Origin of the sequence: Xanthomonas cannabis pv. cannabis (assembly GCF_000802365.1) — a bacterium.
Classification (GTDB): domain Bacteria; phylum Pseudomonadota; class Gammaproteobacteria; order Xanthomonadales; family Xanthomonadaceae; genus Xanthomonas; species Xanthomonas cannabis.
The window spans coordinates 14,817-40,933 of sequence record NZ_JSZE01000076.1 but is presented as its reverse complement, the minus strand read 5'-3'; the positions used below and the strand labels follow the sequence as shown (position 1 = coordinate 40,933).

Genomic DNA, 26,117 nt, shown 5'->3' with positions numbered 1-26,117 from the left:
CCTTGAGCTTGGCGGCCAGTTCGGTGCGCGAGCCGAGCGCATCGTCGCCGCCGGGCGTGGACAGGCGCCGCGCAATCGCGGCCGCTTCGTCGTGGTGATAGCCCACCTGCAGCAGCGCGGTTTCGACATCGGTGCCGAGCACAATGTCGGTGGGCTCGCCCTTGTTGCGGCAGGTGACCTCGGCGATACGCGTGGTCAGCGCCAGGCGCTCGTCCCACTCCGGCGACTGCTCGCCTTGCCGCAGCAGGGTGAGCGTGAGCACGTCGGACCAGGCCTGGCGCAGCAGCGATTGCACGAACCGCGGCGGTGCGCTGTTGTCGCACACCTGCTCGATCCGCGCCTGCGCCTGCTGTTTGGCAGTTTCCAGCCGTTCCTTGCCGCGCGCGGCATCCACATGCCGGCGTTCGGCCACGTCGGCCTTGCGTGCCAGGACGCGCAAATGCGCCTGGATGTCGTCGTTGGCGGCGGCGAAGGTCGCCTCGTCGCCCTGGTAATCGTTGACGATGGTGTCGACCGCGGCGCCCAGCTTGTGCAGCAGCTGCGGGTCTACATCGTCTTCGCCCAGCCACACCGCGCCGGACTCGGCCACGGTGTTGAGCAGCTCGCGCACCGGGTGCTGGTCGCGCACGAAGAAATGCGTGTCGGCCAGGGCTGCGCGTACCACCGGCACCTGCAGCCTGGCGAGCAGGGCTTGCGCAGGTGTGTGATCGCGCACTTCGCGTTGCATCTGTGCGTAAAGCAGGCCAAGCAGGTCGAAGGTGTCGTTGTCCTGCGGCGACAGCGTGGCGTCTGCGCCGTGCTCGGCGCGCAGCAGCTCCAGCACCTGGCGCTGCACCGCATCGATACCGGGTGCCGGCGACAACGCACCCGGGCGTGCGCCCGTCGCGCCCTGCAGGCTGGCCAGTGCCTTGCCCAACGCGGCCTTGGGCACGTTGGGCGCAGCGCTGGCTGCCGGCGCTGCAGCCGGCTGGGCGGCGGCCTGCAGCAAGCTGCCCGGGGCGGTAGTGCCGTGCGCGCCAGCGGTGCCGGCTGCCTGCCAGTGGCGTGCCGAGGACATCAGGCCGCCAAGTGCGTGTGCGGCCTCGTTCAACCCGGGCGAGGTCGCGTGCATGCTGCTGGTAGCACCCGACGCTGCAGGGGGGAGGCCTTGCGGATCGAGCAGGGCACTCTGCCAGGCGCTCGGAGCGGCGTGCCCGTGCCAGCCGTTGGCCGGCCGCGGGGAGCGTTGCGCGCCGCCGTGCGCGCCTGCTGCGGCGTTGCCTGCAGGTGGCGCCGCACCCGCTGGCGCGGTGCGGCGCGTCTGCACATGGGTGGGCTTGACCAGGTAGGGGTGATAGATCAATCCGGGCAGGATGCCTTCCTGCGCGAGCATGGCATTGGCGCTCTCGTAGACATCGCCCAGGCGATCCATCACCTGATGCTCGAAGACCTTGTACAGCGCGAGCTGCCCATCCAGGCCGAGACCCAGGGACTGGCCGCACTCACGCACGATCCGGCACAGGGCATAGGGCCCGAGCGGCAGGGCGTCGAGCTCGAATTCCGGCACTGCGCCGATCACTGCCAGACGTTGCGCCAGCAGTTGCAGCGCATCGGCACGCCGCGAGGTCTCGCGGCGTGCGATGTCGCTGAGCACGATGTCGCGATCGATGTCGGTGTCTTCCACCAAGGTCAGCGTCTGCGGTGGCGTGGACGCTTCGGCGGGCGGCATCAGCGCAGGGCGCTCCTGCAATGCCGCCAGGTCCTGCGCCAGATGCTGCAGGAACAGCTGCGGAAAGCGGTCGATGTGATCGCGCAAGCCGCGCATCTGCGCGTAGGTATCGGCCTGAATCTGGCTGTTGCGTGCGTGCTCGGCCTGATGCAGCAGCGCGCGTTCCAGCTCGACGATGGTCAGCCGCAGCGGGCCGCCGAGCGCCTGCACGCACTGCGCATGCAGCCTGCCAAGCAGGCGCCGGCCGCGCGCGGAAACGGGCGCGTCGGCGATCGGGCTGCTGAGCGTGGGCTGCAGGGAGGACAGGGGCGTGGACATCCGGGGAGATGGGCTCGGTGCGAAGCGTGAGCTATGTAGCATGTTTTCCGGCGGCGCAGCGATCATCGCGATGCGAGGTGCCAGGAGTCCGGTGCCGGCCGCGCCGCCTCGATGGGGCACGAGCCCACGCTGGCGCATGTTCGCCGCACCACGATGTTGCCGGCGCAGCAGCGGGGCGCGTGATCAGGTCAAAAACAGCTCGACCACGTCGTTGGTGAAGCGGCGGCCCAGCTCGGTGGGCACCACGCGCCCGTCCTGTTCGACCAGCCAACCCTGCGCCACCGCACGCGCGACCGGTGCGGCGATGGCCGACGCGGCCAGGCCGGTGCACGCTTCGAAATCGCCCAGGCGAAACCCTTCGTGCAGCCGCAGCAGATTGAGCATGTATTCGAACGGCAGCCGCTCGCGCGGCACGACCTCGTCGCCGCCGACCGATGCGGGCGTGCCGGCGCTGGCCAGGTAGCTCTGCGGATGCTTGTGCTTCCAGCGCCGCAGCACGTGTTGTTCGGCGCCGGAACTGATCTTGCCGTGCGCACCTGCGCCGATACCCAGGTAGTCGCCAAACCGCCAGTAATTGAGGTTGTGCGCGCACTGCCGGCCCGGTTTGGCATAGGCGCTGACTTCGTACTGCGCATAGCCGGCCCCGGCGAGCAGCGCTTGGCAATGTTCCTGGATATCCCAGGCCGCATCGTCGTCGGGGATGCCCTTGGGCGGCCGCGCGAAGAACACCGTGTTCGGCTCCAGCGTGAGCTGGTAATGCGACATGTGGGTGGGCTGCAACGCGAAGGCGCGTTCGAGGTCGCGCTCGGCCTGTGCCAGGGTCTGCTCGGGCAGCGCGTACATCAGGTCGATATTGACATTCTCGTAGCCGGCATCCTGCGCCAGCTTGATCGCACGCTCGGCCTCGGCGCTATCGTGGATGCGCCCGAGCCGCTGCAATGCCACATCGTCGAAGCTCTGCACGCCAAAGCTCAGGCGGTTCACGCCGGCGGCGCGGTAGTGTTCGAAGCGGCCATGCTCGGCAGTGCCCGGATTGGTTTCCAGGGTGATTTCAAGATTGGGTGCAAAGCGCAGCCGCGCTGCAGCCGCCTGCAGGAATCGGTCGATCGCCTGCGGCGGAAACAGGCTGGGCGTGCCACCGCCGAAGAACACCGAATGCACCACCCGGCCCCAGACCAGTGGCAGGTCTGCATCCAGGTCGCGGATCAGTGCATCGACGTATTCTTCGAACGGCAGCACGCCCTTGGCCGCATGCGAGTTGAAATCGCAGTACGGGCATTTGCGCACGCACCAGGGCAGGTGCACGTAGAGCGAGAGCGGGGGCGGGATCAGGGCGGGCACTGCGTGCGGTCGTCGGTTACAGCGTGAGCGCGTGCAGCTTGTGCTGCAGCGTTGCCAATGCCACTGCGCGGTGGCTCAGGCGGTTTTTCATGTCGCTGTCCATTTCCGCCGCGGTCAGGCCATGCACCGGATCCAGAAACACCGGGTTGTAGCCGAAGCCGCCATCGCCACGCGGTTGCGTGGTGATCACGCCCTCCCAACCGCCTTCGGCGATCAGCGGCTGTGGATCTTCCGGGTGACGCAACAGGACGATCACCGCGTAAAAGCGCGCACTGCGGCGTTCGGCGGGCACGTCGCGCATGGCATCGAGCAACTTGGCGTTGTTGGCCTGCGCGTCGGTCGGGCTGCCGGCGTAGCGCGCGCTGTACAAACCGGGCGCACCGCCCAGCGCATCGACGATCAGGCCGGAGTCGTCGGCCAGCGCCGGCAGGCCGGTGACTGCGCTGGCATGGCGTGCCTTGATCAACGCGTTCTCCACGAAGGTCAGGCCGGTTTCCGGCACGTCTTCCACGCCCAGCTCGCCCTGCGCGACGATGCGCAGCGGCAGTGCCGCCAGCATGGCGCGCAGTTCTTCCAGCTTGCCGGCGTTGCCGCTGGCCAATACCAGTTGCTTCATTGCTTGGGCTCCAGCAGATCCCACTTGGTGCCGTACAGATCGCGGAACACCACGACCGTGCCGTACGCCTCCTCGCGCGGGGTTTCCAGGAATTCCACGCCGAAGGCCTGCATGGCTGCATGGTCGCGCCAGAAGTCGTCGGTGTAGAGAAAATGATCCACGCGCCCACCGGTCTGATCGCCGATGCGCGCGCGTTGCGCGGCGTCGGCCGGCTGCGCGAGCAGCAGGCCGGCGTCCTGCGTGCCGCCCGGGCCGATCACCACCCAGCGTTTGCCATCGCCCAGTGCGCGATCTTCCAGCACGTGGAAGCCCAGCGCGCCGGTGTACCAGGCAATCGCCGCATCGTAGTCGGCAACCAGCAAGGTGGTCAGGGCGATGCGACGGCTCATCCGGCCAGTGCGGCGCGTTGCAGCGCGAACAGCTCGCCCATGCCCTTTTCGGCCAGGGCAAGCAGCGCGTTGAGTTCGTCGCGGCGGAAGGCATGGCCTTCGGCCGTGCCCTGCAGCTCGATGAAGCCGCCGCCATCGTTCATCACGACATTCATGTCGGTATCGCAGTCGCTGTCTTCGGGGTAATCCAGGTCCAGCACCGGCTCGCCGCGATAGATGCCGACCGACACCGCAGCCACCGCACCGATCAACGGATGCTTCTTGATGTCGCCGCGCTTGAGCAGCAGGTTCACCGCGTCGGCCAGCGCCACGTAGGCGCCGGTGATGGCCGCGGTGCGGGTGCCGCCATCGGCCTGCAGCACGTCGCAGTCCAGGGTGATGGTGCGCTCGCCCAGCGCGTTGCGGTCCACGCAGGCGCGCAGTGCGCGGCCGATCAATCTCTGGATTTCCAGCGTGCGCCCGCCCTGCTTGCCACGGGCGGCTTCGCGATCGGAACGGGTGTGGGTGGAGCGCGGCAACATGCCGTATTCGGCGGTGACCCAACCTTCGCCCTTGCCGCGCAGGAAGCCCGGCACGCGGTTTTCCACGCTGGCGGTGCACAGCACGCGGGTGTCGCCGAAGCTCACCAGCACCGAGCCTTCGGCATGGCGGGTGAAGGCGCGTTCGATGCGCACCGGGCGCAGCTGGTCGGCCGTGCGGCCGCTGGGACGGGAAAAGGTCATGCGATGAGTCCGGAAGTCGGGAGGTGGGTCGGGCGTCAGTGCGCGGCGTGCAGGCAGCCGGCAAGGGCGGCTAGGGTACCATTCGCGCTTTGACGGCACGGGATTCACGATGATCCGAAGCATGACCGCGTTTGCTGGCGGCGAACGCATCACGCCCTGGGGCACGCTCGGTTGCGAGCTGCGCTCGGTCAACCACCGCTTTCTGGAAGTGGGCACGCGCCTGCCGGAAGAATTGCGTGCGCTGGAGCCGCTGCTGCGCGAGCGCGTGGCTGCCAAGAACAGCCGCGGCAAGCTGGACCTGACGCTGCGCCTGCGCGCGCCGGACAACGCACAGACACTGGCCGTCAACGAAGCACTGCTGCAAGAACTGGGCGCGCTTGCCGCGCGGCTGGATGGCGTCTTCCCCAAGCTGCAGGTGGGCTTCACCGACCTGCTGCAGCTGCCCGGCGTGCTGCAGGTGCAGGACGTGGATGCACCCGCGCTGCAGGCGCAGGCGCTGGCCTTGCTGGACGAGGTGGTCGACAGCTTTGTTGCTGCGCGCGAGCGTGAAGGCAGCAAGCTGGCCGCGGCGATCAGCGAGCGGGTGGATGCGATCGAACGTATCGCCGCCGAGGTGCGCACGCTGATTCCGGCAATTCGCGAAGGGCAGCGCGTCAAGCTGGCCGCACGCCTGGCCGATCTGCCGCATCCGGTGGACCCGGGCCGCACCGAGCAGGAACTGGTGCTGTGGCTGCAGAAGCTGGACGTGGACGAGGAGCTCGACCGCCTCTCCAGCCACATCGCCGAGATCCGTCGCGTGCTCAAGCAGCGCGAGCCGGTGGGCCGCCGCCTGGACTTCCTGCTGCAGGAGTTCAACCGCGAAGCCAACACACTGGGCTCCAAGTCGGTGGACAGCCGCACCTCCAACGCCGCCGTGGATCTGAAGGTGTTGATCGACCAGATCCGCGAGCAGGTGCAGAACATCGAGTAGCCGGGATTCGGGATTCGAGATTCGGGATGGGGCAGTTGCCGGTTCCCGATGTCTGCGGGCCGCGGCCAATCCCGGTAGCATGTCGACCCCGGTGGTACCGGTCCGCAGCCTGTTCGCGAATCCCGACTCCCCAATCCCGAATCCCTGATCCTATGCGCGGCACCCTCTATATCGTTGCGGCCCCCTCGGGCGCCGGCAAGAGCAGCATCGTCAACGCCACCCTGGCGCGTGATCCCAAGATCGCCTTGTCGATCTCGTTCACCTCGCGCGCGCCGCGCCCGGGCGAGCGGCATGCCGAGCACTACCATTTCGTCTCTGCCGACGAGTTCCAGGGCATGATCGAGGCGGGCGACTTTTTCGAGTACGCGCTGGTGCATGGCGACTGGAAGGGCACTGCGCGGCAGTCGGTGGAGCCGCAGCTGGCCGCCGGGCATGACGTGTTGCTGGAGATCGACTGGCAGGGCGCGCGCCAGGTGCGCCAGAAGGTGCCCGATGCGGTGAGCGTGTTCATCCTGCCGCCGTCGCGCCAGGCGCTGGACGAGCGCATGCGCAAGCGCGGGCAGGACAGTGAGGACGTGATGGCACAGCGTCTGGCTGCCGCGCGCGAGGAGATGCTGCATTTCGAAGAGTTCGACTACGTGATCATCAACGAAACCTTCGACACCGCCGTGTCGGAGATGTGCGCCATCTTCACCGCCAGCCGGCTGCGCCGGCAGGCCCAGCAGCAGCGGCATGCCGGGCTGATCCAGGCTTTGCTGGACTGAGAGCGCATGCGTGAACGTCGCCCGCAGCGCGGGTGGCGTGGCGGGCACTGATCCGGCCATCCGGCCGGGCGCCAGGCGGCTCGCATTCGGGTGCAGTGGACGTGCTCAGCGGGTGGGCAGGGGCCCGGGTCTGCGCACCGGCAACGATCCCTTGGCCGGCCGCACGGGTCCAAGTCGCTGATTCCAAAGGTGACTGAATGGCCATCGGTTGCTCGCTCGACCGCACAGGCGTACACTCCGCCCCCTTTCCCTCATTCGATGCGCGGCCGTTGCTGGTCGCCGGGAGCCCGCATGGCCCGCATTACCGTAGAAGATTGCCTGGAAGTCGTGAACAACCGTTTCGAGCTGGTCATGATGGCCTCCAAGCGCGCCCGTCAGCTCGCCAACGGCGTGCAGCCGCTGATCGAAAATGCCGACGCCAGCGACAAGCCCACCGTGATGGCACTGCGCGAGATCGCCGCGCGCCGGATCGACAACGCGCTGATCGATGAAGTCGAGAAAGCCGAGCGCGAGCGTGCCGAGCGCGAAGCACTGGAATGGGCCGCCGCCGAAGTGGTCGCCGACGAAGACATGTCCAAGAACGACGATTGATTGCCCGCGTCACGGCGATCGATTCGAACAGCCCGCATCCACGCGGGCTGTTTTCGTTTTGGGGCCCGGCAGTACGCCGGCGTGTGCAAACGTTTGCCGTCACTGCGCCGCTGGCATAGTCTTCCGCCATGAACCCAGGCCCCACTGCCCAGGCGACCGTCGTGACGTCTCCGTCTTCCGACCAGGCCATTCCCGACTACGTCCTGCACTTCGAACGCGCCGCCAGCTACCTGCCCAGCGAGCAGCTGCCGATCCTGCGCCGTGCCTGGGAGGTCGGCGCCACCGCGCATGCCGGCCAGACCCGTAAATCCGGCGAGCCCTACATCACCCATCCGGTGGCCGTGGCCGGCGTGCTGGCCGAGCTGGGCCTGGACATGGAGTCGCTGATCGCCGCGATCCTGCACGACACCATCGAAGACACGCCGCTGACCCGCGAGGAGCTGGCGTCCGAATTCGGCGAAGCGGTGGCCGAGCTGGTCGATGGCGTCACCAAGCTGGACAAGCTCAAGTTCCGCGACCGCCAGGAAGCGGCGGCAGAAAGTTTCCGCAAGATGCTGCTGGCGATGTCGCGCGATTTGCGCGTGATCATGATCAAGCTGGCCGACCGCCTGCACAACATGCGCACGCTCGGCGCGCAGAGCACCGAGGCGCGTGGCCGCATCGCCCGCGAGACGCTGGAGATCTACGCACCCATCGCCCAGCGCCTGGGCATGAGCCTGATCAAGTCCGAGCTGCAGAACCTGGGCTTCCGCGCGTTGTACCCGTGGCGCCACGCCATCATCGAAAAACACATCCGCAGCCAGCCGGTGGTGCGGCGCGAATCGATGGCGCAGGTGGAAGTGCAGCTGTCGCAGCGCCTGGCCAAGGAAGGGCTGGAACATCGGCTGGTGAGCCGCATCAAGACGCCCTGGAGCATCTATTCCAAGATGCACGAAGAGAACAAGTCCTTCGACCAGGTGATGGACGTGTTCGGCTTCCGTCTGGTGGTGCGCTCGGTGGCCGACTGTTACCACGCCCTCGGCGCGGTGCATGCCACCTTCAAGCCGCTGGACGGGCGCTTCCGCGATTTCATCGCGATCCCGAAGGCCAATGGCTACCAGTCGTTGCACACCGTGTTGTTCGGCCCCTACGGCTCGCCGATCGAAGTGCAGATCCGCACCGAAGAAATGGACCTGATCGCCGAACGCGGCGTGGCCGCGCATTGGACCTACAAGGTCGGCTCGGCCTCGCCCAATAGCGCGCAGAGCCGCGCGCACGACTGGATCGTGGAGCTAATCGATTCGCAGCGCGCCGCCGGCTCGTCGCTGGAGTTCCTGGACAACGTCAAGGTGGACCTGTTCCCGGACGAGGTCTATCTGTTCACGCCCAAGGGCAAGATCCTGGCGTTGCCGCGCAATTCCACCGCGCTGGATTTCGCCTACGCGGTGCACACCGACGTGGGCAACCGTGCGGTGGCCTCGCGCGTGGACAAGAAGCTGGTGCCGCTGCGCACCAAGCTGGTCAGCGGGCAGGCGGTGGAAATCATCACCGCGCGCTCGGCTACGCCCAAGCCGCAGTGGCTGGAATTTGTGGTCAGCAGCAAGGCGCGCACCGCCATCCGCCATCAGCTCAAGCAGCTCGAGCACGAAGATGCCGTGCAACTGGGCCACCGCATGCTCGATCGTGCGCTGGAGGCGATGGACTCCTCGCTGGAGCGGCTGCCCAAGGGTCGTCTGGACGCCTTCCTCAACGAGCACCGCTACCCACGCCTGGAAGCCTTGCTGGCCGATGTGGCACTGGGCAACTGGATGCCGACCCAGGCCGCGCAGGCGTTGATGGCTTACGCGGAATTGCGTGGTGGCGGCCATTCCAAGCATTCGCACGAAAAGATCCTGATCGACGGCAGCGAACGCGGCGTGATCAGTTTCGCCAACTGTTGCCAGCCGATTCCCGGCGACGAGATCATGGGCTACCACACCGCCGGCAAGGGCATCGTGGTACACCGGCTGGATTGCCCGAACCTGGCCGAGCTGCGCAAGTCGCCCGAGCGTTGGGTGCCGATCGACTGGGATTCCAGCGTGACCGGGGACTACGACACCGCGCTGGTGGTGGAAGTGGAAAACCGCACCGGCGTGCTGGCGCAGTTGGCCGCGGCCATTGCGCAGAGCCAGTCCAATATCGAACGCGTGGATTACCTGGACCGCGACTTCAATGCGGCCGTGCTGCGCTTCAATATCCAGGTGCGCGACCGCCGCCATCTGGCCGAAGTGATGCGCCGGCTGCGCCGCCTGCACGTGGTGCAGAGCGTGGGGCGGCAGTGAGAGCTGGCCGTCGTCAGTGAGTCGCGGACGATAGGAAGCAACTGCCGTGCACGCGTGGCATATGCGGCCGGGGTATCGCCCGCGCTAGCCTGCCGGTGAGCGCCGTCGTTGTGCCTGCCGCTCGACGTTGCTGGCGGTGAACATGCGCTTCAATCGTTGCGCTCAGGCAATCAACCGGCGCAGTGCGGGGTTGTCGTTGTCCTGCTTCCACACCAGATGCAATTCCACCGGCGTGGCCGGCGTTTCATCGCGCAGCGGCAGGTAGACGATGCCGGCGTAGCGCAGGCCGCTGGCGCCTTCCGGTACCAGGGCCATGCCCATGCCGCCGCGTACCAGCGCCAACACCGAATGGATCTGGCTGACGTACTGCACCGAGCGCGGTGCGATGCCGCGTGCGCCGAACAGCTGCGCCAGCAGGTCGTAGAAATAGCGCGCTTCGTCTGGCGCGTAATTGACCAGTGGCTGGCCGTCGAAATCCTGCAGGCGCAGACTGTCGTGTTGCGCCAGCGGCGAGTCTTCCGGCAGCGCGGCGATCAGCGGTTCGCGGGCCACGCAGCGGCTGTGCAGGCCCTGGCGCTGGATCGGCGGACGCAGCAGGCCAATATCCAAGCGGCCGGCATCCAGCGCATCCAGCTGCGCCAGGCTGACCATTTCCTTGAGTTGCAGGTCCACATCCGGCGCTTCGCTGCGCCAGCGCGCAATCGCCTCGGGCAGGAAGCGATAGCTGGCGCCGGCGGTAAAGCCCACCGATACGCTGCCGGCATCGCCGGTGCCGATCCGCCGCGCACGCAGGCCGGCGTTCTCGGCCATGCGCAGGATCGCGCGCGCTTCGGCCAGCAGGCTGCGCCCGGCCTGGGTCAGTCGCACATGCCGGCTATTGCGCTCCAGCAGCGCGGTGCCAACGCTGTGCTCCAGTAGCTGGATCTGCCGGCTCAGCGGCGGCTGGGTCATGTTCAGGCGCTCGGCCGCGCGCCGAAAGTGCAGCTCGTCGGCGACGGCCACAAAGCAACGCAGTTGCTGCAGATCGAACATGGCGAAGTACTTGGCTGGCGAAATGCTGGAATTGGATGCTGCACCCGCAACATCTGTGCATCGCAATTGCCGATGAATAGGCGCGTGGTCAGGCGTGGCATGGCTGACGAGCGCAACCATTGGTAATTACAAAGGCTCAAGAAAACCGTTGTAAAGCAGGTGTTTGCGGGTCATTGCAGCAGTTGGTGAAGCGATTGATTCAATTGATGTATCAAACAATACGTCCTTTGGTTTGGACCAGCAACGATCTCCCGTCCCAGGATCAATCGCATCCCCCGCCCAGGAGCGTTTTCCCAATGAGCAGCAGATACACACCGACCGAAATGGCCCAAGCGCTTGGCGCCGGGTTGCTGTCATTTCCGGTCACCCATTTCGATGCCGACCTGGCCTTCGACGAGCCCGCCTACCGCAGCAACCTGGACTGGCTGTCCTCGCATCCAGCTGCGGGCCTGTTTGCCGCCGGCGGCACTGGCGAGCTGTTTTCCCTGACCCTGGACGAAGTGAACCGCGCGGTGCGTGCCGCCGTGACCCAGACCGCCGGGCGCATGCCGGTGATTGCGCCGGCCGGCTACGGCACTTCGATCGCGATCGAGATGGCGCAGGCCGCCGAGCGCAACAACGCCGACGGCATCCTGCTGTTTCCGCCGTACCTGACCGAGTGCGATGCCGACGGCGTGGCCGAGCATGTCGAGCGCGTGTGCAAGGCGACCTCGCTGGGCGTAATCGTCTACGGCCGCGCCAACGCCAAGCTCGACGATGTGACCCTGGCGCGCGTGGCCGAGCGTTGCCCCAACCTGGTGGGCTACAAGGACGGCATCGGCGATGTGGATCGCATGACCCGTATCTACGCGCGCCTGGGCGACCGCTTGCTGTACGTGGGCGGCCTGCCCACTGCCGAAACCTTCGCGCTGCCGTATTTGGAAATGGGCGTCACCACGTATTCGTCGGCCATCTTCAATTTCCTCCCCGAATGGGCGTTGGACTTCTACGCTGCCGTGCGCGCGCGCGACCACGCCACCATCTACCGCGAGCTCAACGACTTCGTGTTGCCGTACACGGTGCTGCGCAATCGTCGGGCCGGCTATGCAGTGTCCATCGTCAAGGCCGGCATGCGCGCGGTCGGCCGCCCGGCCGGGCCGGTACGCACGCCGTTGGCGGACCTGACCGATGAAGAATCCGCGCTGCTCAAGCAACTGATCGGAGGGCGCCGCTGATGCATGCCATCACAGGTCAATCGCTGATCGGGCAGCGCTGCGTGCAAGGCAGCGGCGCGCACTTTCATGGCGTGGATGCAGCCAGCGGCGAATCGCTGCAGCCGGCTTTCGGCTCGGTGAGCGCGCAGGAGCTGGAGCAGGCTTGCGCATTGGCGCAGTCGGCCTTCGACACTTACCGCGAAACCACGCTGGAAGCACGCGCGGTCTTTCTGGAAACCATTGCCGAGCAGATCCTGGCGCTGGGCGATGCCTTGATCGAGCGCGCCATGCGCGAAAGCGGGCTGCCGCGCGCCCGGCTCGAAGGCGAGCGCGGTCGCACGCTCGGGCAGCTGCGCCTGTTCGCCACCGTGGTGCGCGAAGGCAGCTGGTTGCAGGCGCGCATCGACCCGGCACTGCCGCAGCGCGCACCGTTGCCGCGTGCGGATCTGCGCCAGCGGCATATCGCGCTGGGGCCGGTGGCAGTGTTCGGCGCCAGCAATTTCCCGCTGGCGTTTTCGGTGGCTGGCGGCGATACGGTGTCGGCGCTGGCAGCCGGGTGCCCGGTGGTGGTCAAGGCGCATGGCGCGCATCCGGGCACCTCCGAACTGGTTGGCCGTGCGATCCAGGCGGCCGTGGCGCAATGCGGCCTGCCCGAGGGCGTGTTCTCGCTGCTCTTCGACGCAGGCATCGAGATCGGTACGCAGCTGGTGGCCGATTCGCGCATCAAGGCGGTGGGCTTCACCGGCTCGCGCGCTGGCGGCCTGGCGCTGGTCAAGATCGCTGCCGCCCGCCGCGAGCCGATCCCGGTGTACGCGGAAATGAGTGCGATCAACCCGGTGTACCTGTTGCCGCAGGCATTGCAGGCGCGCGCGCCGGCCCTGGGCAAGGCCTTCGTCGGCTCGCTGACCCTGGGGGCCGGGCAGTTCTGCACAAATCCCGGCTTGCTGCTGGCCGTCGATTCTCCGGCGGTGGATGCCTTCATCGCGTCTGCGACACAGGCGCTGCAGAACGTTTCGCCGGCGGCGATGCTGACCGCAGGCATCGGCGATGCCTTTGCGCAAGGCGTCCAACGCCTGGCGGCACATCCACAGGTCGCCACGCTGGCGCGCGGCGCTGCGGCGGAATCCGGGCGCTGCCCGGCTGCGTTGTTCGGCACCGATGCCGATGCATTTCTGGCCGACGAGACACTGCAAGCCGAAGTGTTCGGTGCCTCGTCGTTGCTGGTCCGCTGCAGGGATGTTGATCAGCTGCGCGCGCTGAGCGAGCACCTGGAAGGCCAGCTCACCGCCACCTTGCACATGGATACCGACGACACCGCGCTGGCTGCCACGCTGCTGCCGGTGCTGGAGCGCAAGGCCGGCCGCATCCTGGTCAACGATTGGCCGACGGGCGTGGAGGTCTGTCACGCCATGGTGCACGGTGGCCCGTCCCCGGCCACCTCCGACAGCCGTAGCACCTCGGTGGGCACGCTGGCGATCAATCGCTTCCTGCGGCCGGTCTGCTACCAGGACCTGCCCGCCGCGTTGCTGCCTGCGGCGGTGGCGCACGGCAATCCGCTCGGCGTGTGGCGACGCGTCGACGGCGCACTGGGGCACGACTGACAGCACCGGCGGCAACCATGCCTGAGGCGTGCCGGAGGAGGGTCCGGCATGCCAGCTGCAGGCGCCATTTGGAGTACCGAAGCGCACTGCGCTTCCATCGTCATAGGTGAGGAACGATGATGGCTACCGATTCAACGACCGTCGGTTCGACGACAGTTCCGCGCAGGCGCTATTTGATCCTGCTGATGTTGTTCGTGGTGACCACGATCAACTATGCCGATCGCGCCACCTTGTCCATCGCAGGTTCCGCGGTCCAGGATGCGCTGGGCATCGACGCGCTGCAGATGGGCTTCATCTTCTCTGCGTTCGGTTGGGCGTATGTGGCCGGGCAGATTCCCGGTGGCTGGCTGCTCGACCGCTTTGGCTCGCGCCGTGTGTATGGCCTGTCGCTGCTGATCTGGTCGGTCTTCACGGCGTTGCAGGGCTTCATCGGCTGGGTGCCGGTGGCCTGGGCGGTCACCACGTTGTTCGTGCTGCGCTTTCTGGTCGGCATTGCCGAGGCGCCGTCGTTCCCGGGCAATAGCCGCATCGTGGCGGCCTGGTTTCCCACCGCCGAACGCGGCCTGGCTGCGTCCATCTTCAATTCCGCGCAGTACTTCGCCACGGTGGCATTTGCGCCGCTGATGGGCTGGCTGGTACATGCCTGGGGTTGGGAACACGTGTTCCTGGTGATGGGCGGCGTGGGCGTGTTGCTGGCAGCGCTATGGCGCAAGACCATCTACGCACCGCGCGAACATCCGCGCCTGAGCGCACAGGAGCTGCACTACATCCAGCGCAACGGCGCACTGGTGGACATGGAGCAGGGCAACAAGCCCGGCACTCAGCCCAAAGGCACCCAGTGGCATTACGCCAAGCAGCTGCTGTGCAACCGCATGTTGCTGGGCGTGTATATCGGCCAGTACTGCATCACCACGCTGACGTATTTCTTCCTGACCTGGTTCCCGGTGTACCTGGTCAAGGAGCGTGGCATGTCGATCCTGGAAGCGGGCTTCGTGGCCTCGCTGCCGGCGGTGTGCGGCTTCATCGGTGGCGTGCTGGGCGGCTATGTGTCCGACCGCATGGTGCGGCGCGGCTATTCGCTCACCGTCTCGCGCAAGACGCCGATCGTGATCGGCATGCTGATGTCGGTGACGATGATCGGCTGCAACTACGTGCAGGCCGAATGGATGGTGGTCGGGCTGATGGCGCTGGCGTTCTTCGGCAAGGGGATCGGCGCGCTGGGCTGGGCGGTGGTGGCCGACACCTCGCCCAAGGAAATCGCCGGCTTGTCCGGTGGACTGTTCAACACCTTCGGCAACATCGCCGGCATCACCACGCCGATCGTCATTGGCTACATCGTTTCTACCACCGGCAGCTTCGAGTGGGCCCTGGTGTTCGTCGGGCTCAACGCATTGCTGGCGGTGGTGTCCTATCTGGTGATCGTGGGCGACATCAAGCGCGTGGAACTCAAGGCGCCCCCTGGCGGCCCGTCCATGCCCGTACCCGCACCGCTGTGACCATCCTCGGAGAATCCTCATGACCATCCACACATCACCTGCAGCCATCGGCACCACGCCGCGCATCACCGACGTGCGCGTGGTGCCGGTCGCCGGGCAGGACAGCATGCTGCTCAATCTCAGTGGCGCGCATGCGCCGTACTTCACCCGCAACGTGCTGGTGCTGCGCGATTCGTCCGGGCGCACCGGCGTGGGCGAGGTGCCCGGTGGCGCTGCCATCGCCGGGTTGTTGAACGAAGCGGCCGTACTCATGCGTGGCCGCGCCATCGCCGAGTACCAGCGCATTCTCAACCAGGTACGCACCGCCTTCGCCGACCGCGACAGTGCCGGGCGAGGGCTGCAGACCTTCGACCTGCGCATCACCATCCACGCAGTGACCGCGATCGAAGCGGCATTGCTGGATCTGCTGGGGCAGTTCCTGGATCAACCGGTGGCCGCGCTACTCGGCGAAGGCCAGCAGCGCGATGCGGTGGACGTATTGGGCTACCTGTTTTTCATCGGCGACCGCCGCAAGACCGGGCTCGATTACCGCGACGGCAGCGATGCAAGCGATGCCTGGGAAGCGGTGCGCGACCAGGAAGCCTTGAACCCGGCAGCGGTGGTGCGGCTGGCCGAAGCAGCGTATGAAAAATACGGTTTCCGTGATTTCAAGCTCAAGGGCGGCGTGCTGCGCGGGGAAGACGAAATCGAGGCCATCCACGCCTTGCATGCGCGTTTTCCGCAGGCGCGCATTACGCTCGATCCCAACGGCGCATGGTCGTTGCAGCAGGCCATCGCGCTGTGCCGCGACATGCACGGGGTCATGGCGTATGCGGAAGACCCGTGCGGGGCCGAGCAAGGCTATTCCGGTCGCGAAGTCATGGCCGAATTCCGCCGCGCCACCGGCCTGCCCACCGCCACCAACATGATCGCCACCGACTGGCGGCAGATGGGGCACGCCATCCAGTTGCAGTCGGTGGACATCCCGCTGGCAGATCCGCATTTCTGGACGCTGCAGGGCTCGGTACGGGTGGCGCAACTGTGCCGCGATTGGGGCCTGACCTGGGGCTCACATTCCAACAACCATTTCGATATTTCGCTGGCGATGTTCACCCACGTGGCGGCCGCAGCGCCGGGGCAGGTGACGGCGATCGATACGCACTGGATCTGGCAGGACGGCCAACGGTTGACGCGCAACCCGTTGCAGATTGCAGGCGGCCAGATTCAGGTGCCGGCCAAGCCTGGGCTGGGCGTGGAACTGGACCTGGATGCACTGGACGCGGCGCATCGCACTTATCAAAGCCTGGGCCTGGGCGCGCGCGATGACGCGGCCGCCATGCAGGCGCTGATTCCCAACTGGACCTTCGACAACAAGCGGCCGTGCCTGGTGCGCTGAAGCGTGCCGATGCTGGCTGCCCGCGCCCGGGCAGCAGCGCCTGACCGGGTGGTCAACGCAGGTGGAGAACCGAGCAATGAAAAGCATGATGGCACTCAGCGGCGCGGCGCTGCTGGCGGTCGGTGCGGGCGGCCGTGCGCGGGCGCAGGAACCGGACGCGGGATTCTGGAATGGCGCAACGGCCGAAGTCACCGCGCTCAACTTCTACTACAACCGCGATTTCCGCAGCGGCGACGGGCAGGGCAAGCGCGCCGAATGGGCACAGGGCTTCGTGGTGGATGCCAAGAGCGGTTACACGCGCGGCCCGATCGGTGCCGGGCTGGATCTGCTCGGCATCGGCGACTTCAAGCTCGATGGCGTGCGTGCCGAAGGCGGCACCGGGTTGCTGCCCAACAATGACGACGGCACCGCGCAACATGCGTTGGTGCGCGTGGCACCCACGCTCAAGTTGCGCGCCTCGCAGACCGAGCTGAAATGGGGCAGCTTCATTCCCAACGAGCCGCTGGTACGCGCCAGCATCACCCGCATCATGCCGGAGACGTTCCAGGGCGCGACGCTGGAATCCAAGGACATCCCTAAGCTCGACCTGCTGCTTGCCCGCTTCACCAGCGCCTGGTATCGCGATGGAGATTCGCGCGTGCCGATCACCTTGACCAACAAGAACCGGCGCTTTCTGGGCACGCCGGATTCGGATGCGCTCAACCTGGTATCGGCCACCTACACGCTGGCGCCGGGAACGCAGCTGCGCTATCAGGGCGCGGTGATGGAAGACATCTACCGCCAGCAGCTCTACAACCTGATCCAGACGCACACGTTCGGCAAGGACCAACTACGTCTCGACCTGCGCTATTTCCGCACCGATGATATCGGTCAATCACGTGCCGGCCTGATCGACAACCGCATGTTCAGCAGCATGCTGTCCTGGCGCACGGGCGGGCAGGAATTCGGTGCCGGCTATCAGAAGCTGACCGGGCCCAGCGCCATGCCATGGCCGGGCGGCACCGACGGCAACGTCTTCAACTGGACCTTCATCAACGATTTTCTCGAACGCGGCGAACGCAGCTGGCAGCTGCGCTACAGCATCGATGGCAAGAGCATCGGCATCCCCGGGCTCAGCATCATGGCGCGCTACATCAGCGGCGACAGTGCACGCCCGGCAACCTATGCGGGCGAAGGCCGCGAATGGGCGCGCGATGTGTTGACCACGTATCAATTCCAGGGCGAGCGTTTCAAGCATGTGAGCGTCATCTGGTTCAACGGCACCTTCCGCTCCAATTACCAGCGCAATGTCGATGAAAACCGCCTGATCCTGCAGTACCGGCGCCAGTTCGACAGCCCCGAGCGGTAATGCAGTCCACCCCACGTCTTGCAAGGTAGCCCCCCGATGTCCGCAACCCAGCAATCCACCCGTTGGCTCAGCATCCGTGCTCATGCGCGCGACAACGTCGCCATCGTCGTCAACGATGATGGCGCGCCGGCCGGCGCCACCTTCGCCGATGGCCTGACCGCCATCGAGCACGTTCCGCAAGGCCACAAGATCGCGCTGGTGGACCTGCCCGCAGGCGCGGCGGTGATCCGCCTGGGCGCGGTGATCGGTACCGCCAACGCCGACATCGCGCGCGGCGCGTGGGTCAGCGAGCAGTTGCTGGCGATGCCCGAGGCACCCGAGCTGGCTGCACTGGATCTGGCGCTGCACCCCGCGCCGGAGCCCGAGCCGCTGCACGGGTATACCTTTCAGGGCTACCGCAACCGCGATGGCAGCGTGGGCACGCGCAACATCCTGGGCATCATGACCAGCGTGCAATGCGTGGTCGGCGTGCTCGGCCACGCGGTAGAGCGCATCCGCACCGAGCTGCTGCCCAGGTATCCCAATGTCGATGACGTGGTGGCGATCAATCACGTCTACGGCTGCGGCGTGGCGATCACCGCCCCGGAGGCGATCATTCCCATCCGCACGCTGCGCAACATCGCGCGTAGCCCCAACTTCGGCGGACAAGCGCTGATCGTGGGACTGGGCTGCGAAAAGCTTGCCCCCGAACGGCTGCTGCCGGACGACGCCAGCATCGACGACAGCGGCGTTTACCGCCTGCAGGAAGCCAGCCTGGGCTTTGCCGACATGGTCGGCTCGATCATGACCATGGCCGAAGAACGGCTGCGCCATCTGGATACCCGCCGCCGCGAAACCGTGCCGGCCAGCGAGCTGGTGGTGGGCATGCAGTGCGGCGGCAGCGATGCGTTTTCCGGCGTCACCGCCAATCCGGGTCTGGGCGTGGCCGCCGACCTGCTGGTGCGTGCCGGCGCCACGGTGATGTTCTCCGAAAACACCGAAGTGCGCGACGGCATCCACCTGCTGGTGCCGCGGGCGGCCAATGCCGATGTGGCCAAGGCGCTGGTGCGCGAAATGGCCTGGTACGACGCCTACCTGGCGCGCGGCCAGGCCGACCGCAGCGCCAACACGACACCGGGCAACAAGAAGGGCGGGCTGGCCAATATCGTGGAAAAGGCGATGGGCTCGATCGCCAAGTCCGGCTCCTCCCCGATCAACGGCGTGGTCCCGCCGGGCGAGCGCGTCAAGGGGCGCGGCCTGCAGTACTGCGCCACCCCGGCCAGCGATTTTGTCTGCGGCACGCTGCAGGTGGCGGCCGGCATGAACCTGCATGTGTTCACCACCGGGCGTGGCACGCCTTACGGCCTGGGCATGGTCCCGGTGATCAAGGTCGCCACCCGCAGCGAACTGGCGCAACGCTGGTCCGACCTGATGGACATCGATGCCGGCGGCGTTGCCACCGGCACCAAGACGCTAGAACAGCTGGGCTGGGAGTTGTTCCAGCGCTATCTGGATGTGGCCAGCGGCCAGCGCACCTGGACCGAGCACCACCGCCTGCACAACGACCTGGCCTTGTTCAATCCGGCGCCGATTACCTAGTCCTGGCCCTCTCACGGGAGAAGGCGCGCCTCCCTTCTCCCGTCGGGGCATTGTCCCCTTCATGGGGGAGAAGGTGCCCCGAACGGGCGGATGAGGGTACGGGCGAAGCCTCACGCACTACGTCACAAGCGTCAGCAGCGCACACCTACAGCTCACTGAAACCATGGCGCGCGCAAGCGAAAGCCAGCCGCAACCAATACCACGGCAAGACGCCCAGTCCACCGAGCAACGCGCCGCTAGTCCGCCAGCTACCGCCCGCGCGCAGCCATCCCCCCATTCCCCATTCGCCCGTCAACCGCATGCGCCGATACAATGAGCGTTCGTTTTCAGCGTTGACGGAGTCGCCATGTCCCAGATCATCCATACCGACCAGGCGCCCGCCGCCATCGGCCCGTATTCGCAGGCCGTGCGTGCCGGCAACACCGTGTATTTCTCCGGCCAGATTCCGTTGGACCCGGCTACCGGCGAGATCGTGCCGGGCGATATCGGTGCGCAGGCACGTCGCGCGTTCGACAACCTCAAGGCGGTGGCCGAAGCGGCCGGCGGCTCGCTCGACAAGATCGTGCGCCTGGGCCTGTACCTCACCGACCTCGGCCAGTTCGCCGCCGTCAACGCGGTGATGCAGGACTATTTCCAGGCCCCGTTCCCCGCGCGCTCCACCATCGAAGTGTCCGGGCTGCCCAAGGGCGCCGGCTTCGAAGTCGATGCGGTGATGGTGCTCGAGTGACCGTGCGTAACTGAGCCGATCGATCCGTCGTGCCGCGCGCGCGTCCCGCTACCCCGGCTCTGGCCGTCGCCGGCCAGGCCTCGCTCGCCAGCCTGCCCGGGGTCGGCCCGAAAGTCGCCGAGAAATTTGCTGCGCGCGGCATCCTGAGCGTGCAGGACCTGTGGCTGCATCTGCCGCTACGCTATGAAGACCGCACCCGCCTGACCACGATCGCGCAGCTGCAGAGCGGCGTGCCGGCGCAGATCGAAGGGCGGGTCGATGCGGTGGAACGCGGCTTCCGCTTCCGCCCGGTGCTGCGCGTGGCGGTCTCGGACGACTCGCACGGCAGCGTGGTCCTGCGCTTCTTCCATTTCCGTGCCGCACAGGTGGCGCAGTTTGCGGTCGGCACGCGCGTGCGCGTGTTCGGCACCCCCAAGCCCGGCCAGCAGGGCTGGGAAATCGTGCACCCCAGTTATCGCGTGCTGGCCCCGGGCGAGGATGCCGGACTGGGCGACAGCCTGGACCCCGTCTATCCGGTGCTCGAAGGCGTTGGCCCGGCAACATTGCGCAAGCTCATCGGCCAGGCGCTGGAGCGCTTGCCACCGGAGGCGGCACTGGAGCTACTGCCGCCGCACTGGCTGCAGGACGAGCGCCTGCCATCGCTGCGGACGGCATTGCTGACCATGCATCGGCCGCCGGTGAACACCGATCCGCAGCAATTGCTTGCAGGCGGTCACCCCGCCCAGCAACGCCTGGCCATCGAAGAATTGCTGGCGCACCAACTCAGCCTGCGTCGCCAGCGCATCGCGCTGCAGCGGTTTCATGCGCCGGTGTTGCCCGGCAATGGCACGTTGGTGCAGCAATTGCGCAGCGTATTGCCGTTCCAGCTCACCGGCGCGCAACAACGCGTGTTCGAACAGATCGCGCACGACCTTGCGCAGCCATCGCCGATGCTGCGGCTGGTGCAAGGCGATGTCGGCAGCGGCAAGACCGTGGTCGCTGCGCTGGCGGCGATGCTGGCGGTGGAACAGGGCAAACAGGTCGCACTCGCCGCGCCCACCGAACTGCTGGCCGAGCAGCATCTGACCAATCTGCGCGGCTGGCTGGAGCCGTTGGGCGTGCGCATCGTCTGGCTGGCCGGCAAGGTCACCGGCAAGGCGCGCGCCGCGGCGATGGCCGAGGTTGCCTCCGGCCAGGCGCAGGTGGTGGTGGGCACGCACGCACTGATGCAGGAAGCGGTGGTCTTCCATGACCTGGCGTTGGCCATCATCGATGAGCAGCACCGCTTCGGGGTGCACCAGCGCCTGGCATTGCGCGACAAGGGCGCAGGCGCCGGCAGCGTGCCGCATCAGCTGGTGATGACCGCCACGCCGATCCCGCGCACGCTGGCGATGTCGACCTACGCCGATCTGGACGTCTCGTCCATCGACGAACTACCGCCCGGCCGCACGCCGGTGCAGACCATCGTGCTGAGCGCAGAACGCCGCCCCGAGTTGGTCGAACGCATCCGCGCTGCCTGCGCCGAAGGACGGCAGGCGTACTGGGTGTGCACACTGATCGAAGAAAGCGAAGACCCCGGCAAGGGCGCGCCAAACGGCCCGCCACGCATCGAAGCACAGGCCGCAGAAGTCACCTTCGACGCCTTGTCGGCGCAACTGCCCGGCGTGCGCGTCGCACTCGTGCATGGCCGCATGAAGCCGGCTGAGAAACAAAAGGCCATGCTCGATTTCAAGCAGGGTCGCAGCGATCTGCTGGTCGCCACCACCGTGATCGAAGTCGGCGTGGACGTGCCCAATGCCTCGCTGATGATCATCGAAAACGCCGAGCGCCTGGGCCTGGCACAGTTGCACCAGCTGCGCGGCCGGGTCGGGCGCGGCGCGGCCGCTTCCAGTTGCGTACTGCTGTACCAGGGCCCGCTGTCGATGATGGCGCGCCAGCGTCTGGAAACCATGCGTCAGACCAACGACGGCTTCGTGATCGCGGAGAAGGACCTGGAATTGCGCGGCCCCGGCGAACTGCTCGGCACCCGGCAGACCGGCCTGGCCAGCTTCCGCATCGCCGACCTCGCACGTGACGCCGGCTTGCTGCCGCGCGTGCAGGTGCTGGCCGAACGGCTGCTCGCCGACGCGCCGGAAATCGCCGACCGCGTCGTCGCGCGCTGGATCGGTGGCGCGGTGCGGTATGCGGCCGCTTGAGCGGCCGGGATTCGGGAGTCGGGATTGGGGATTCGTCAAGGCGGCGTTGCTGCGACCTGCACGTGTCCGGAATTCGCGCGGCTCGCCGATCCTTGCGAAGATGCCGCAACGAATCCCGAGTGCCCGATCCCGAATCCCATGACAAAAACAATACCGCTGCTGATCGATACCGACCCGGGCGTGGATGACGCGCTGGCGCTGCTGATGGCCTTCAACGACACCCGCCACGAGGTGGTCGGGCTGACCATCGCCGCCGGTAACGTCGGCCTGGATCACACCGTGCGCAACGCCTTGAAGGTGTGCGAGATCGCCGGGCGCACCGATGTGCCGGTCTACGCCGGCTGCCCGCAGCCGCTGCTGCACCCCTCGGTGGATGCGGCGCACGTGCACGGCATCGATGGCTTCGGCGACGTGGGTCTGGCACCGGCCAAGCGCACTGCCGAGGCGGAGCATGCGGCGCTCGCCATCCTGCGCCTGTCGCACGAACACGCCGGCGAGCTGCTGCTGGTCGCGCTTGGCCCGCTGACCAACCTTGCGCTGGCGCTCACCCTGGATCCGACCCTGCCGCAGCGCGTGGCACGGCTGGTGGTGATGGGCGGAGCGCTGACCGGGCACGGCAACATCACCGCGGCGGCCGAGTTCAACATCGGCTTCGACCCGGAGGCGGCGCACATCGTGTTCCGCGGCTTCCCCCAGTTCGACGTCGCCGACTGGGAGGCCACCATCGCGCACGGCCTGTTGCACCGGGACGTGGAGCAATGGCTGGCCGCCGATACCCCCCGCGCCCGCTTCTACGAGGAAATCTCGCGCAAGACCCGGCTGTGGTCCGAAGACAGCCGCGGCGAGTACTGGTATGCGGCCGATGCGCTGGCCATGGCGTTCGCCCTGCATCCGGAAGGCGCGCAGAAGCTGGAGCAGCGCCCGGTGCACATCGAGCTGTCCGGCACGCATACCCGCGGCATGACCCTGGTGGACTGGAACCGCCAGGGTGGGGCGCCCGACAACGCCAACCTGCTGCTGGCCTATGACCTTCAGCAGTTCTACGGCCTGGTCGGGGCCGCCCTGGCCGCCAGTTAGGCCCGCCTTGCGCCGGGCAAGTGGGGGCCGCTATAATGCCCGGCTTATCCAGGCAGCCCGGCGCCAAGTCCATGAAAGATAACGTGCATCCCAACTACAAAGACGTCGTCTTTCACGACGTGACGTCCGATTTCAAGATTCTGACCCGTTCCACCATGAGCTCGAAAGAGACCGTGAAGTGGGAAGACGGCCAGGAATATCCGCTGGTCAAGGTGGAAATTTCCTCGGCGTCGCACCCGTTCTATACCGGCAAGCACAAGGTGATCGACACCGGCGGCCGTATCGACAAGTTCCAGAAGCGCTACGCGCGCTGAACTTGCAGGACGGGCTGTACCGGCAGCGGCCGCGCATTGCGCGGCCGTTGTTTTTTGGGTCGCCCGCGCTTCGTTTGCGTGCCCCCGGCCAGTGCGTCTACGACTTCTGTCCAAGCGACGCCAAAATGCTGCTGTGCGATAATGACGTGATCCTAGGCGACGCCTTGGACTTCCATCACGTGCCTGCCCATGTGGGATCAGGCGCCTTCCACTGAAGGAGCGTACACAGTGTCCGATCTTGATCAGGTCACGCTCAACGCCGGCGACAAGTCGGTCGTTCTGCCGGTTCTCAAGCCCACGCTGGGCAATGACTGCGTCGATATTTCCAAGCTGACCAAAGAAACCGGTCTGTTCACCTACGACTCGGGCTTCACCGCCACCGCCAGCTGCAAGTCGGCCATCACCTATATCGATGGCGACAATGGCGTGCTGTTGTACCGCGGCTACCCGATCGAACAGTTGGCCGAGAAGTCCAGCTTCCTGGAAGTTTCGTATCTGCTGATGAACGGCGAACTGCCGACGGCGGACGAATTCAAGAAGTTCGACCACGAAGTGACGCATCACACGATGATGCATGAGTCGCTGAAGAACTTCCTCGGCGGTTTCCGCCACGACGCGCACCCGATGGCCATGCTGGCCGGCTCGGTCGCTTCGCTGTCGGCGTTCTACCACGACACCCTGGACCTCAACGATCCGGAGCAGCGCCGTCAGGCCGCCATCCGTCTGATCGCCAAGGTGCCGACCCTGGCAGCTGCTGCGTACCGCTATTCGATCGGCTGGCCGATCCGTTACCCGCGCAACAACCTGAACTACGTCGACCGCTTCCTGCACATGATGTTCGAAGTGCCGAGCGAGCCGCTGGAGATCAACCCGGTCGTGGCCAAGGCGCTGGATCTGCTGTTCATCCTGCACGCCGACCACGAACAGAACGCCTCCACCTCGACGGTGCGCCTGGTCGGTTCGACCGGTGCCAACCCGTACGCATCGGTGGCTGCCGGCATCACCGCGCTGTGGGGCCCGGCACACGGCGGCGCCAACGAAGCGGTGCTGAAGATGCTCGAAGAGATCGGTACCGCCGATAACGTCGAGTCCGCCGTGGCCAAGGCCAAGGACAAGAACTCCTCGTTCCGCCTTATGGGCTTCGGTCATCGCGTCTACAAGAACTTCGACCCGCGCGCCAAGATCATCCGCGAGATGACCCACAAGGTGCTGGGCGAGCTGGGCGTCAACGACCCGTTGCTGGAAGTGGCGTTGAAGCTGGAAGAAGCCGCGCTGAAGGACGACTACTTCGTGCAGCGCAAGCTGTACCCCAACGTCGACTTCTACTCGGGCCTGATCTACAAGGCGCTCAATATCCCGGTGGAGATGTTCACCGTGATGTTCGCCATTGCGCGTACCGCCGGCTGGGTGTCGCATTGGCTGGAGCAGCAGGTCGACCCGGAAATGAAGATCGGCCGTCCGCGCCAGATCTACACCGGCTACGACAAGCGCGACTACACCGACAGCGCCAAGCGCTAAGCGGTTTCAGGTTGTCTGCGTAAGCAACGCCCCGCACCGCGGGGCGTTTTGCGTTGTGGCTTGCGGTCTGCCGGATGAGTGACTGGGCCTGCACGTCTGGGCCCGGTGGCGCCGCGCGTTCGGTACGGCTTAGGGCAGTTGCTGTACGTAACCCTGGCGCTCGTCATCGGCCAGCAGTTGCCGCACCTGCGCCGCCGAGGCGCGCGGCATCGGTTTTTCGTCCAGCTGCGACAGCGGTGCCTGCCGCAACGCGTCGTAGGGCAGCACGGTCAGGTCGAAGGTGAGCTCCTCGGCACTGAACAGCCACACCGGGAAGTCGCCAGTGCGGTCGCGATCCAGGCGCAGACGGCGGGTGCGCGCCTCGGCCGGAATGCGGTGGTCTTCCAGAAACCGCTGCACTGCATCCGTATCGTCGCTATGCAGCTGCAATTGCACCGGCGCGTTCGCATCGGCGGTGCCGTCCAGCACCGGGCCGGTCAGTCGCGGCTGAAACGGGCTGAGAAATTCCAGTGCACGCACGGCTGCTTCGCGGCGTTGGCGTAGACGCACGCCGTGCTCGGGTCCGGCGAACAAGCGTTGGTATTCGCGCAAGGCATCTTCGATCTCGCGGTTGCGCGGCAACGAGGCATCGTCATGAATGCCGAGACGGCTGGCGGCCTTGAGCTTGGCCTGATGAAAATCGCGAATCCCGCCCTCGGCCATCAGGCGGGCGGCCTCATGCGCCAGACGATGGCGACGCTCCCGGGTGCGTGTATCGGCGTGCTCGCGTGCGTGTTGCATGACCGGGCTCCCCTGATGAACCTGGGCTCGACTCTACAACAGCTGCATGAAGACATGGCGAATGCGTCGCGCCATGTCGCGCACGAACCGCGTCGTACTGCCGACTTCGCTCAACAGGCAATCAGCCACAAACGGCAGCTGCCTGTTCGCGTCACTGCACCTGCCTCACCCGCCCAAGAAAAAGG

At 66.6% G+C, this 26,117-nt stretch carries 22 protein-coding genes; 15 read left to right on the top strand and 7 right to left on the bottom strand.

All coding sequences use genetic code 11. The annotated features are described in order from the left end of the window. The 5 genes from OZ10_RS13595 to rph all read right to left on the bottom strand — a co-directional run. The coding region (locus OZ10_RS13595) for a DUF1631 family protein (RefSeq protein WP_039565411.1) at positions 1-2,026 on the bottom strand (2,026 nt) is incomplete at its 3' end. Positions 2,027-2,209: 183 nt separating this feature from the next. Next, entirely contained in the window at positions 2,210-3,367 is a 1,158-nt protein-coding gene (hemW, locus tag OZ10_RS13590; protein ID WP_039565408.1) for a radical SAM family heme chaperone HemW, read from the bottom strand. A 16-nt stretch (positions 3,368-3,383) separates the two neighbouring features. Continuing rightward, positions 3,384-3,983 (bottom strand): RdgB/HAM1 family non-canonical purine NTP pyrophosphatase, encoded by a 600-nt coding sequence (gene rdgB, locus OZ10_RS13585; RefSeq protein ID WP_039565406.1) that lies wholly within the window; start codon positions 3,981-3,983, stop codon positions 3,384-3,386. Beyond that, on the bottom strand, positions 3,980-4,372 hold the full coding sequence (locus OZ10_RS13580; RefSeq protein WP_039410406.1) for a VOC family protein: 393 nt from the start codon (positions 4,370-4,372) through the stop codon (positions 3,980-3,982). The genes rdgB and OZ10_RS13580 overlap by 4 nt, the downstream gene beginning before the upstream one ends. Further along, positions 4,369-5,094 (bottom strand): ribonuclease PH, encoded by a 726-nt coding sequence (gene rph, locus OZ10_RS13575; RefSeq protein ID WP_005996762.1) that lies wholly within the window; start codon positions 5,092-5,094, stop codon positions 4,369-4,371. The genes OZ10_RS13580 and rph overlap by 4 nt, the downstream gene beginning before the upstream one ends. Before the next feature lie 109 nt (positions 5,095-5,203). Between rph and OZ10_RS13570 the strand changes: the two genes are divergently transcribed. The 4 genes from OZ10_RS13570 (at position 5,204) to OZ10_RS13555 (ending at position 9,719) form a co-directional block, all read left to right on the top strand. Next, complete coding sequence (locus OZ10_RS13570; protein ID WP_039410400.1) at positions 5,204-6,064, top strand: YicC/YloC family endoribonuclease; 861 nt, start codon at positions 5,204-5,206, stop codon at positions 6,062-6,064. 152 nt (positions 6,065-6,216) lie between these two features. Then, positions 6,217-6,828, top strand: a complete 612-nt coding sequence (gene gmk, locus OZ10_RS13565) for a guanylate kinase (protein WP_005996765.1) — start codon at positions 6,217-6,219, stop codon at positions 6,826-6,828. 291 nt (positions 6,829-7,119) lie between these two features. Continuing rightward, the gene (rpoZ, locus tag OZ10_RS13560) at positions 7,120-7,419 is read left to right on the top strand and encodes a DNA-directed RNA polymerase subunit omega (RefSeq protein WP_002812428.1); all 300 of its coding nucleotides are present in this window, start codon (positions 7,120-7,122) and stop codon (positions 7,417-7,419) included. A 128-nt stretch (positions 7,420-7,547) separates the two neighbouring features. Beyond that, on the top strand, positions 7,548-9,719 hold the full coding sequence (locus OZ10_RS13555) for a RelA/SpoT family protein (protein ID WP_039410369.1): 2,172 nt from the start codon (positions 7,548-7,550) through the stop codon (positions 9,717-9,719). Positions 9,720-9,881: 162 nt separating this feature from the next. Here the strand turns inward: OZ10_RS13555 and OZ10_RS13550 are convergent, their stop codons facing one another. Continuing rightward, positions 9,882-10,751: a LysR family transcriptional regulator gene (locus OZ10_RS13550; RefSeq protein ID WP_039410367.1), complete on the bottom strand. Its 870-nt coding sequence runs from the start codon at positions 10,749-10,751 to the stop codon at positions 9,882-9,884. Positions 10,752-11,047: 296 nt separating this feature from the next. On the opposite strand from OZ10_RS13550, the gene kdgD reads away from it, so the two are divergent. The 11 genes from kdgD (at position 11,048) to OZ10_RS13495 (ending at position 25,152) form a co-directional block, all read left to right on the top strand. After that, a complete protein-coding gene (gene kdgD, locus OZ10_RS13545; RefSeq protein WP_039410364.1) occupies positions 11,048-11,965 on the top strand; it encodes a 5-dehydro-4-deoxyglucarate dehydratase in 918 nt (305 codons plus the stop codon). Then, positions 11,965-13,545 (top strand): aldehyde dehydrogenase (NADP(+)), encoded by a 1,581-nt coding sequence (locus tag OZ10_RS13540; protein WP_039409884.1) that lies wholly within the window; start codon positions 11,965-11,967, stop codon positions 13,543-13,545. Before kdgD ends, OZ10_RS13540 begins: the two co-directional genes overlap by 1 nt. Before the next feature lie 116 nt (positions 13,546-13,661). Then, positions 13,662-15,041 (top strand): MFS transporter, encoded by a 1,380-nt coding sequence (locus tag OZ10_RS13535; protein WP_039409887.1) that lies wholly within the window; start codon positions 13,662-13,664, stop codon positions 15,039-15,041. A gap of 19 nt (positions 15,042-15,060) precedes the next feature. Beyond that, positions 15,061-16,416 carry a glucarate dehydratase gene (gudD, locus tag OZ10_RS13530; RefSeq protein WP_081419523.1) on the top strand — a complete coding sequence of 452 codons (1,356 nt, stop codon included), beginning with the start codon at positions 15,061-15,063 and terminating at the stop codon, positions 16,414-16,416. A 76-nt stretch (positions 16,417-16,492) separates the two neighbouring features. After that, positions 16,493-17,764 (top strand): OprD family porin, encoded by a 1,272-nt coding sequence (locus OZ10_RS13525; protein WP_039565404.1) that lies wholly within the window; start codon positions 16,493-16,495, stop codon positions 17,762-17,764. A 36-nt stretch (positions 17,765-17,800) separates the two neighbouring features. Beyond that, the gene (garD, locus tag OZ10_RS13520; protein ID WP_039409893.1) at positions 17,801-19,342 is read left to right on the top strand and encodes a galactarate dehydratase; all 1,542 of its coding nucleotides are present in this window, start codon (positions 17,801-17,803) and stop codon (positions 19,340-19,342) included. A gap of 346 nt (positions 19,343-19,688) precedes the next feature. Beyond that, positions 19,689-20,069, top strand: coding sequence for a RidA family protein (locus tag OZ10_RS13515; RefSeq protein ID WP_022972872.1), 381 nt, complete (start codon positions 19,689-19,691; stop codon positions 20,067-20,069). Positions 20,070-20,098: 29 nt separating this feature from the next. Next, on the top strand, positions 20,099-22,243 hold the full coding sequence (gene recG / locus OZ10_RS13510) for an ATP-dependent DNA helicase RecG (RefSeq protein ID WP_039409901.1): 2,145 nt from the start codon (positions 20,099-20,101) through the stop codon (positions 22,241-22,243). Positions 22,244-22,381: 138 nt separating this feature from the next. Then, positions 22,382-23,320 carry a nucleoside hydrolase gene (locus OZ10_RS13505; protein ID WP_039409904.1) on the top strand — a complete coding sequence of 313 codons (939 nt, stop codon included), beginning with the start codon at positions 22,382-22,384 and terminating at the stop codon, positions 23,318-23,320. A 71-nt stretch (positions 23,321-23,391) separates the two neighbouring features. Next, positions 23,392-23,634: a type B 50S ribosomal protein L31 gene (locus OZ10_RS13500; protein WP_039409907.1), complete on the top strand. Its 243-nt coding sequence runs from the start codon at positions 23,392-23,394 to the stop codon at positions 23,632-23,634. Positions 23,635-23,862: 228 nt separating this feature from the next. Next, positions 23,863-25,152, top strand: coding sequence for a citrate synthase (locus tag OZ10_RS13495; RefSeq protein WP_039409911.1), 1,290 nt, complete (start codon positions 23,863-23,865; stop codon positions 25,150-25,152). A 129-nt stretch (positions 25,153-25,281) separates the two neighbouring features. Here the strand turns inward: OZ10_RS13495 and OZ10_RS13490 are convergent, their stop codons facing one another. Next, entirely contained in the window at positions 25,282-25,932 is a 651-nt protein-coding gene (locus OZ10_RS13490) for a hypothetical protein (RefSeq protein ID WP_039409914.1), read from the bottom strand. Between the last annotated feature and the right edge of the window lie 185 nt (positions 25,933-26,117).

Excerpts from the sequence above, each read along its gene's own strand:
- rdgB (WP_039565406.1), bottom strand. The coding sequence starts at position 3,983 with ATGAAGCAACTGGTATTGGCCAGCGGCAACGCCGGCAAGCTGGAAGAA.
- OZ10_RS13580 (WP_039410406.1), bottom strand. The coding sequence starts at position 4,372 with ATGAGCCGTCGCATCGCCCTGACCACCTTGCTGGTTGCCGACTACGAT.
- rph (WP_005996762.1), bottom strand. The coding sequence starts at position 5,094 with ATGACCTTTTCCCGTCCCAGCGGCCGCACGGCCGACCAGCTGCGCCCG.
- OZ10_RS13570 (WP_039410400.1), top strand. The coding sequence starts at position 5,204 with ATGATCCGAAGCATGACCGCGTTTGCTGGCGGCGAACGCATCACGCCC.
- gmk (WP_005996765.1), top strand. The coding sequence starts at position 6,217 with ATGCGCGGCACCCTCTATATCGTTGCGGCCCCCTCGGGCGCCGGCAAG.
- rpoZ (WP_002812428.1), top strand. The coding sequence starts at position 7,120 with ATGGCCCGCATTACCGTAGAAGATTGCCTGGAAGTCGTGAACAACCGT.
- OZ10_RS13555 (WP_039410369.1), top strand. The coding sequence starts at position 7,548 with ATGAACCCAGGCCCCACTGCCCAGGCGACCGTCGTGACGTCTCCGTCT.
- OZ10_RS13550 (WP_039410367.1), bottom strand. The coding sequence starts at position 10,751 with ATGTTCGATCTGCAGCAACTGCGTTGCTTTGTGGCCGTCGCCGACGAG.
- kdgD (WP_039410364.1), top strand. The coding sequence starts at position 11,048 with ATGAGCAGCAGATACACACCGACCGAAATGGCCCAAGCGCTTGGCGCC.
- OZ10_RS13540 (WP_039409884.1), top strand. The coding sequence starts at position 11,965 with ATGCATGCCATCACAGGTCAATCGCTGATCGGGCAGCGCTGCGTGCAA.
- OZ10_RS13535 (WP_039409887.1), top strand. The coding sequence starts at position 13,662 with ATGATGGCTACCGATTCAACGACCGTCGGTTCGACGACAGTTCCGCGC.
- gudD (WP_081419523.1), top strand. The coding sequence starts at position 15,061 with ATGACCATCCACACATCACCTGCAGCCATCGGCACCACGCCGCGCATC.
- OZ10_RS13525 (WP_039565404.1), top strand. The coding sequence starts at position 16,493 with ATGAAAAGCATGATGGCACTCAGCGGCGCGGCGCTGCTGGCGGTCGGT.
- garD (WP_039409893.1), top strand. The coding sequence starts at position 17,801 with ATGTCCGCAACCCAGCAATCCACCCGTTGGCTCAGCATCCGTGCTCAT.
- OZ10_RS13515 (WP_022972872.1), top strand. The coding sequence starts at position 19,689 with ATGTCCCAGATCATCCATACCGACCAGGCGCCCGCCGCCATCGGCCCG.
- OZ10_RS13505 (WP_039409904.1), top strand. The coding sequence starts at position 22,382 with ATGACAAAAACAATACCGCTGCTGATCGATACCGACCCGGGCGTGGAT.
- OZ10_RS13500 (WP_039409907.1), top strand. The coding sequence starts at position 23,392 with ATGAAAGATAACGTGCATCCCAACTACAAAGACGTCGTCTTTCACGAC.
- OZ10_RS13490 (WP_039409914.1), bottom strand. The coding sequence starts at position 25,932 with ATGCAACACGCACGCGAGCACGCCGATACACGCACCCGGGAGCGTCGC.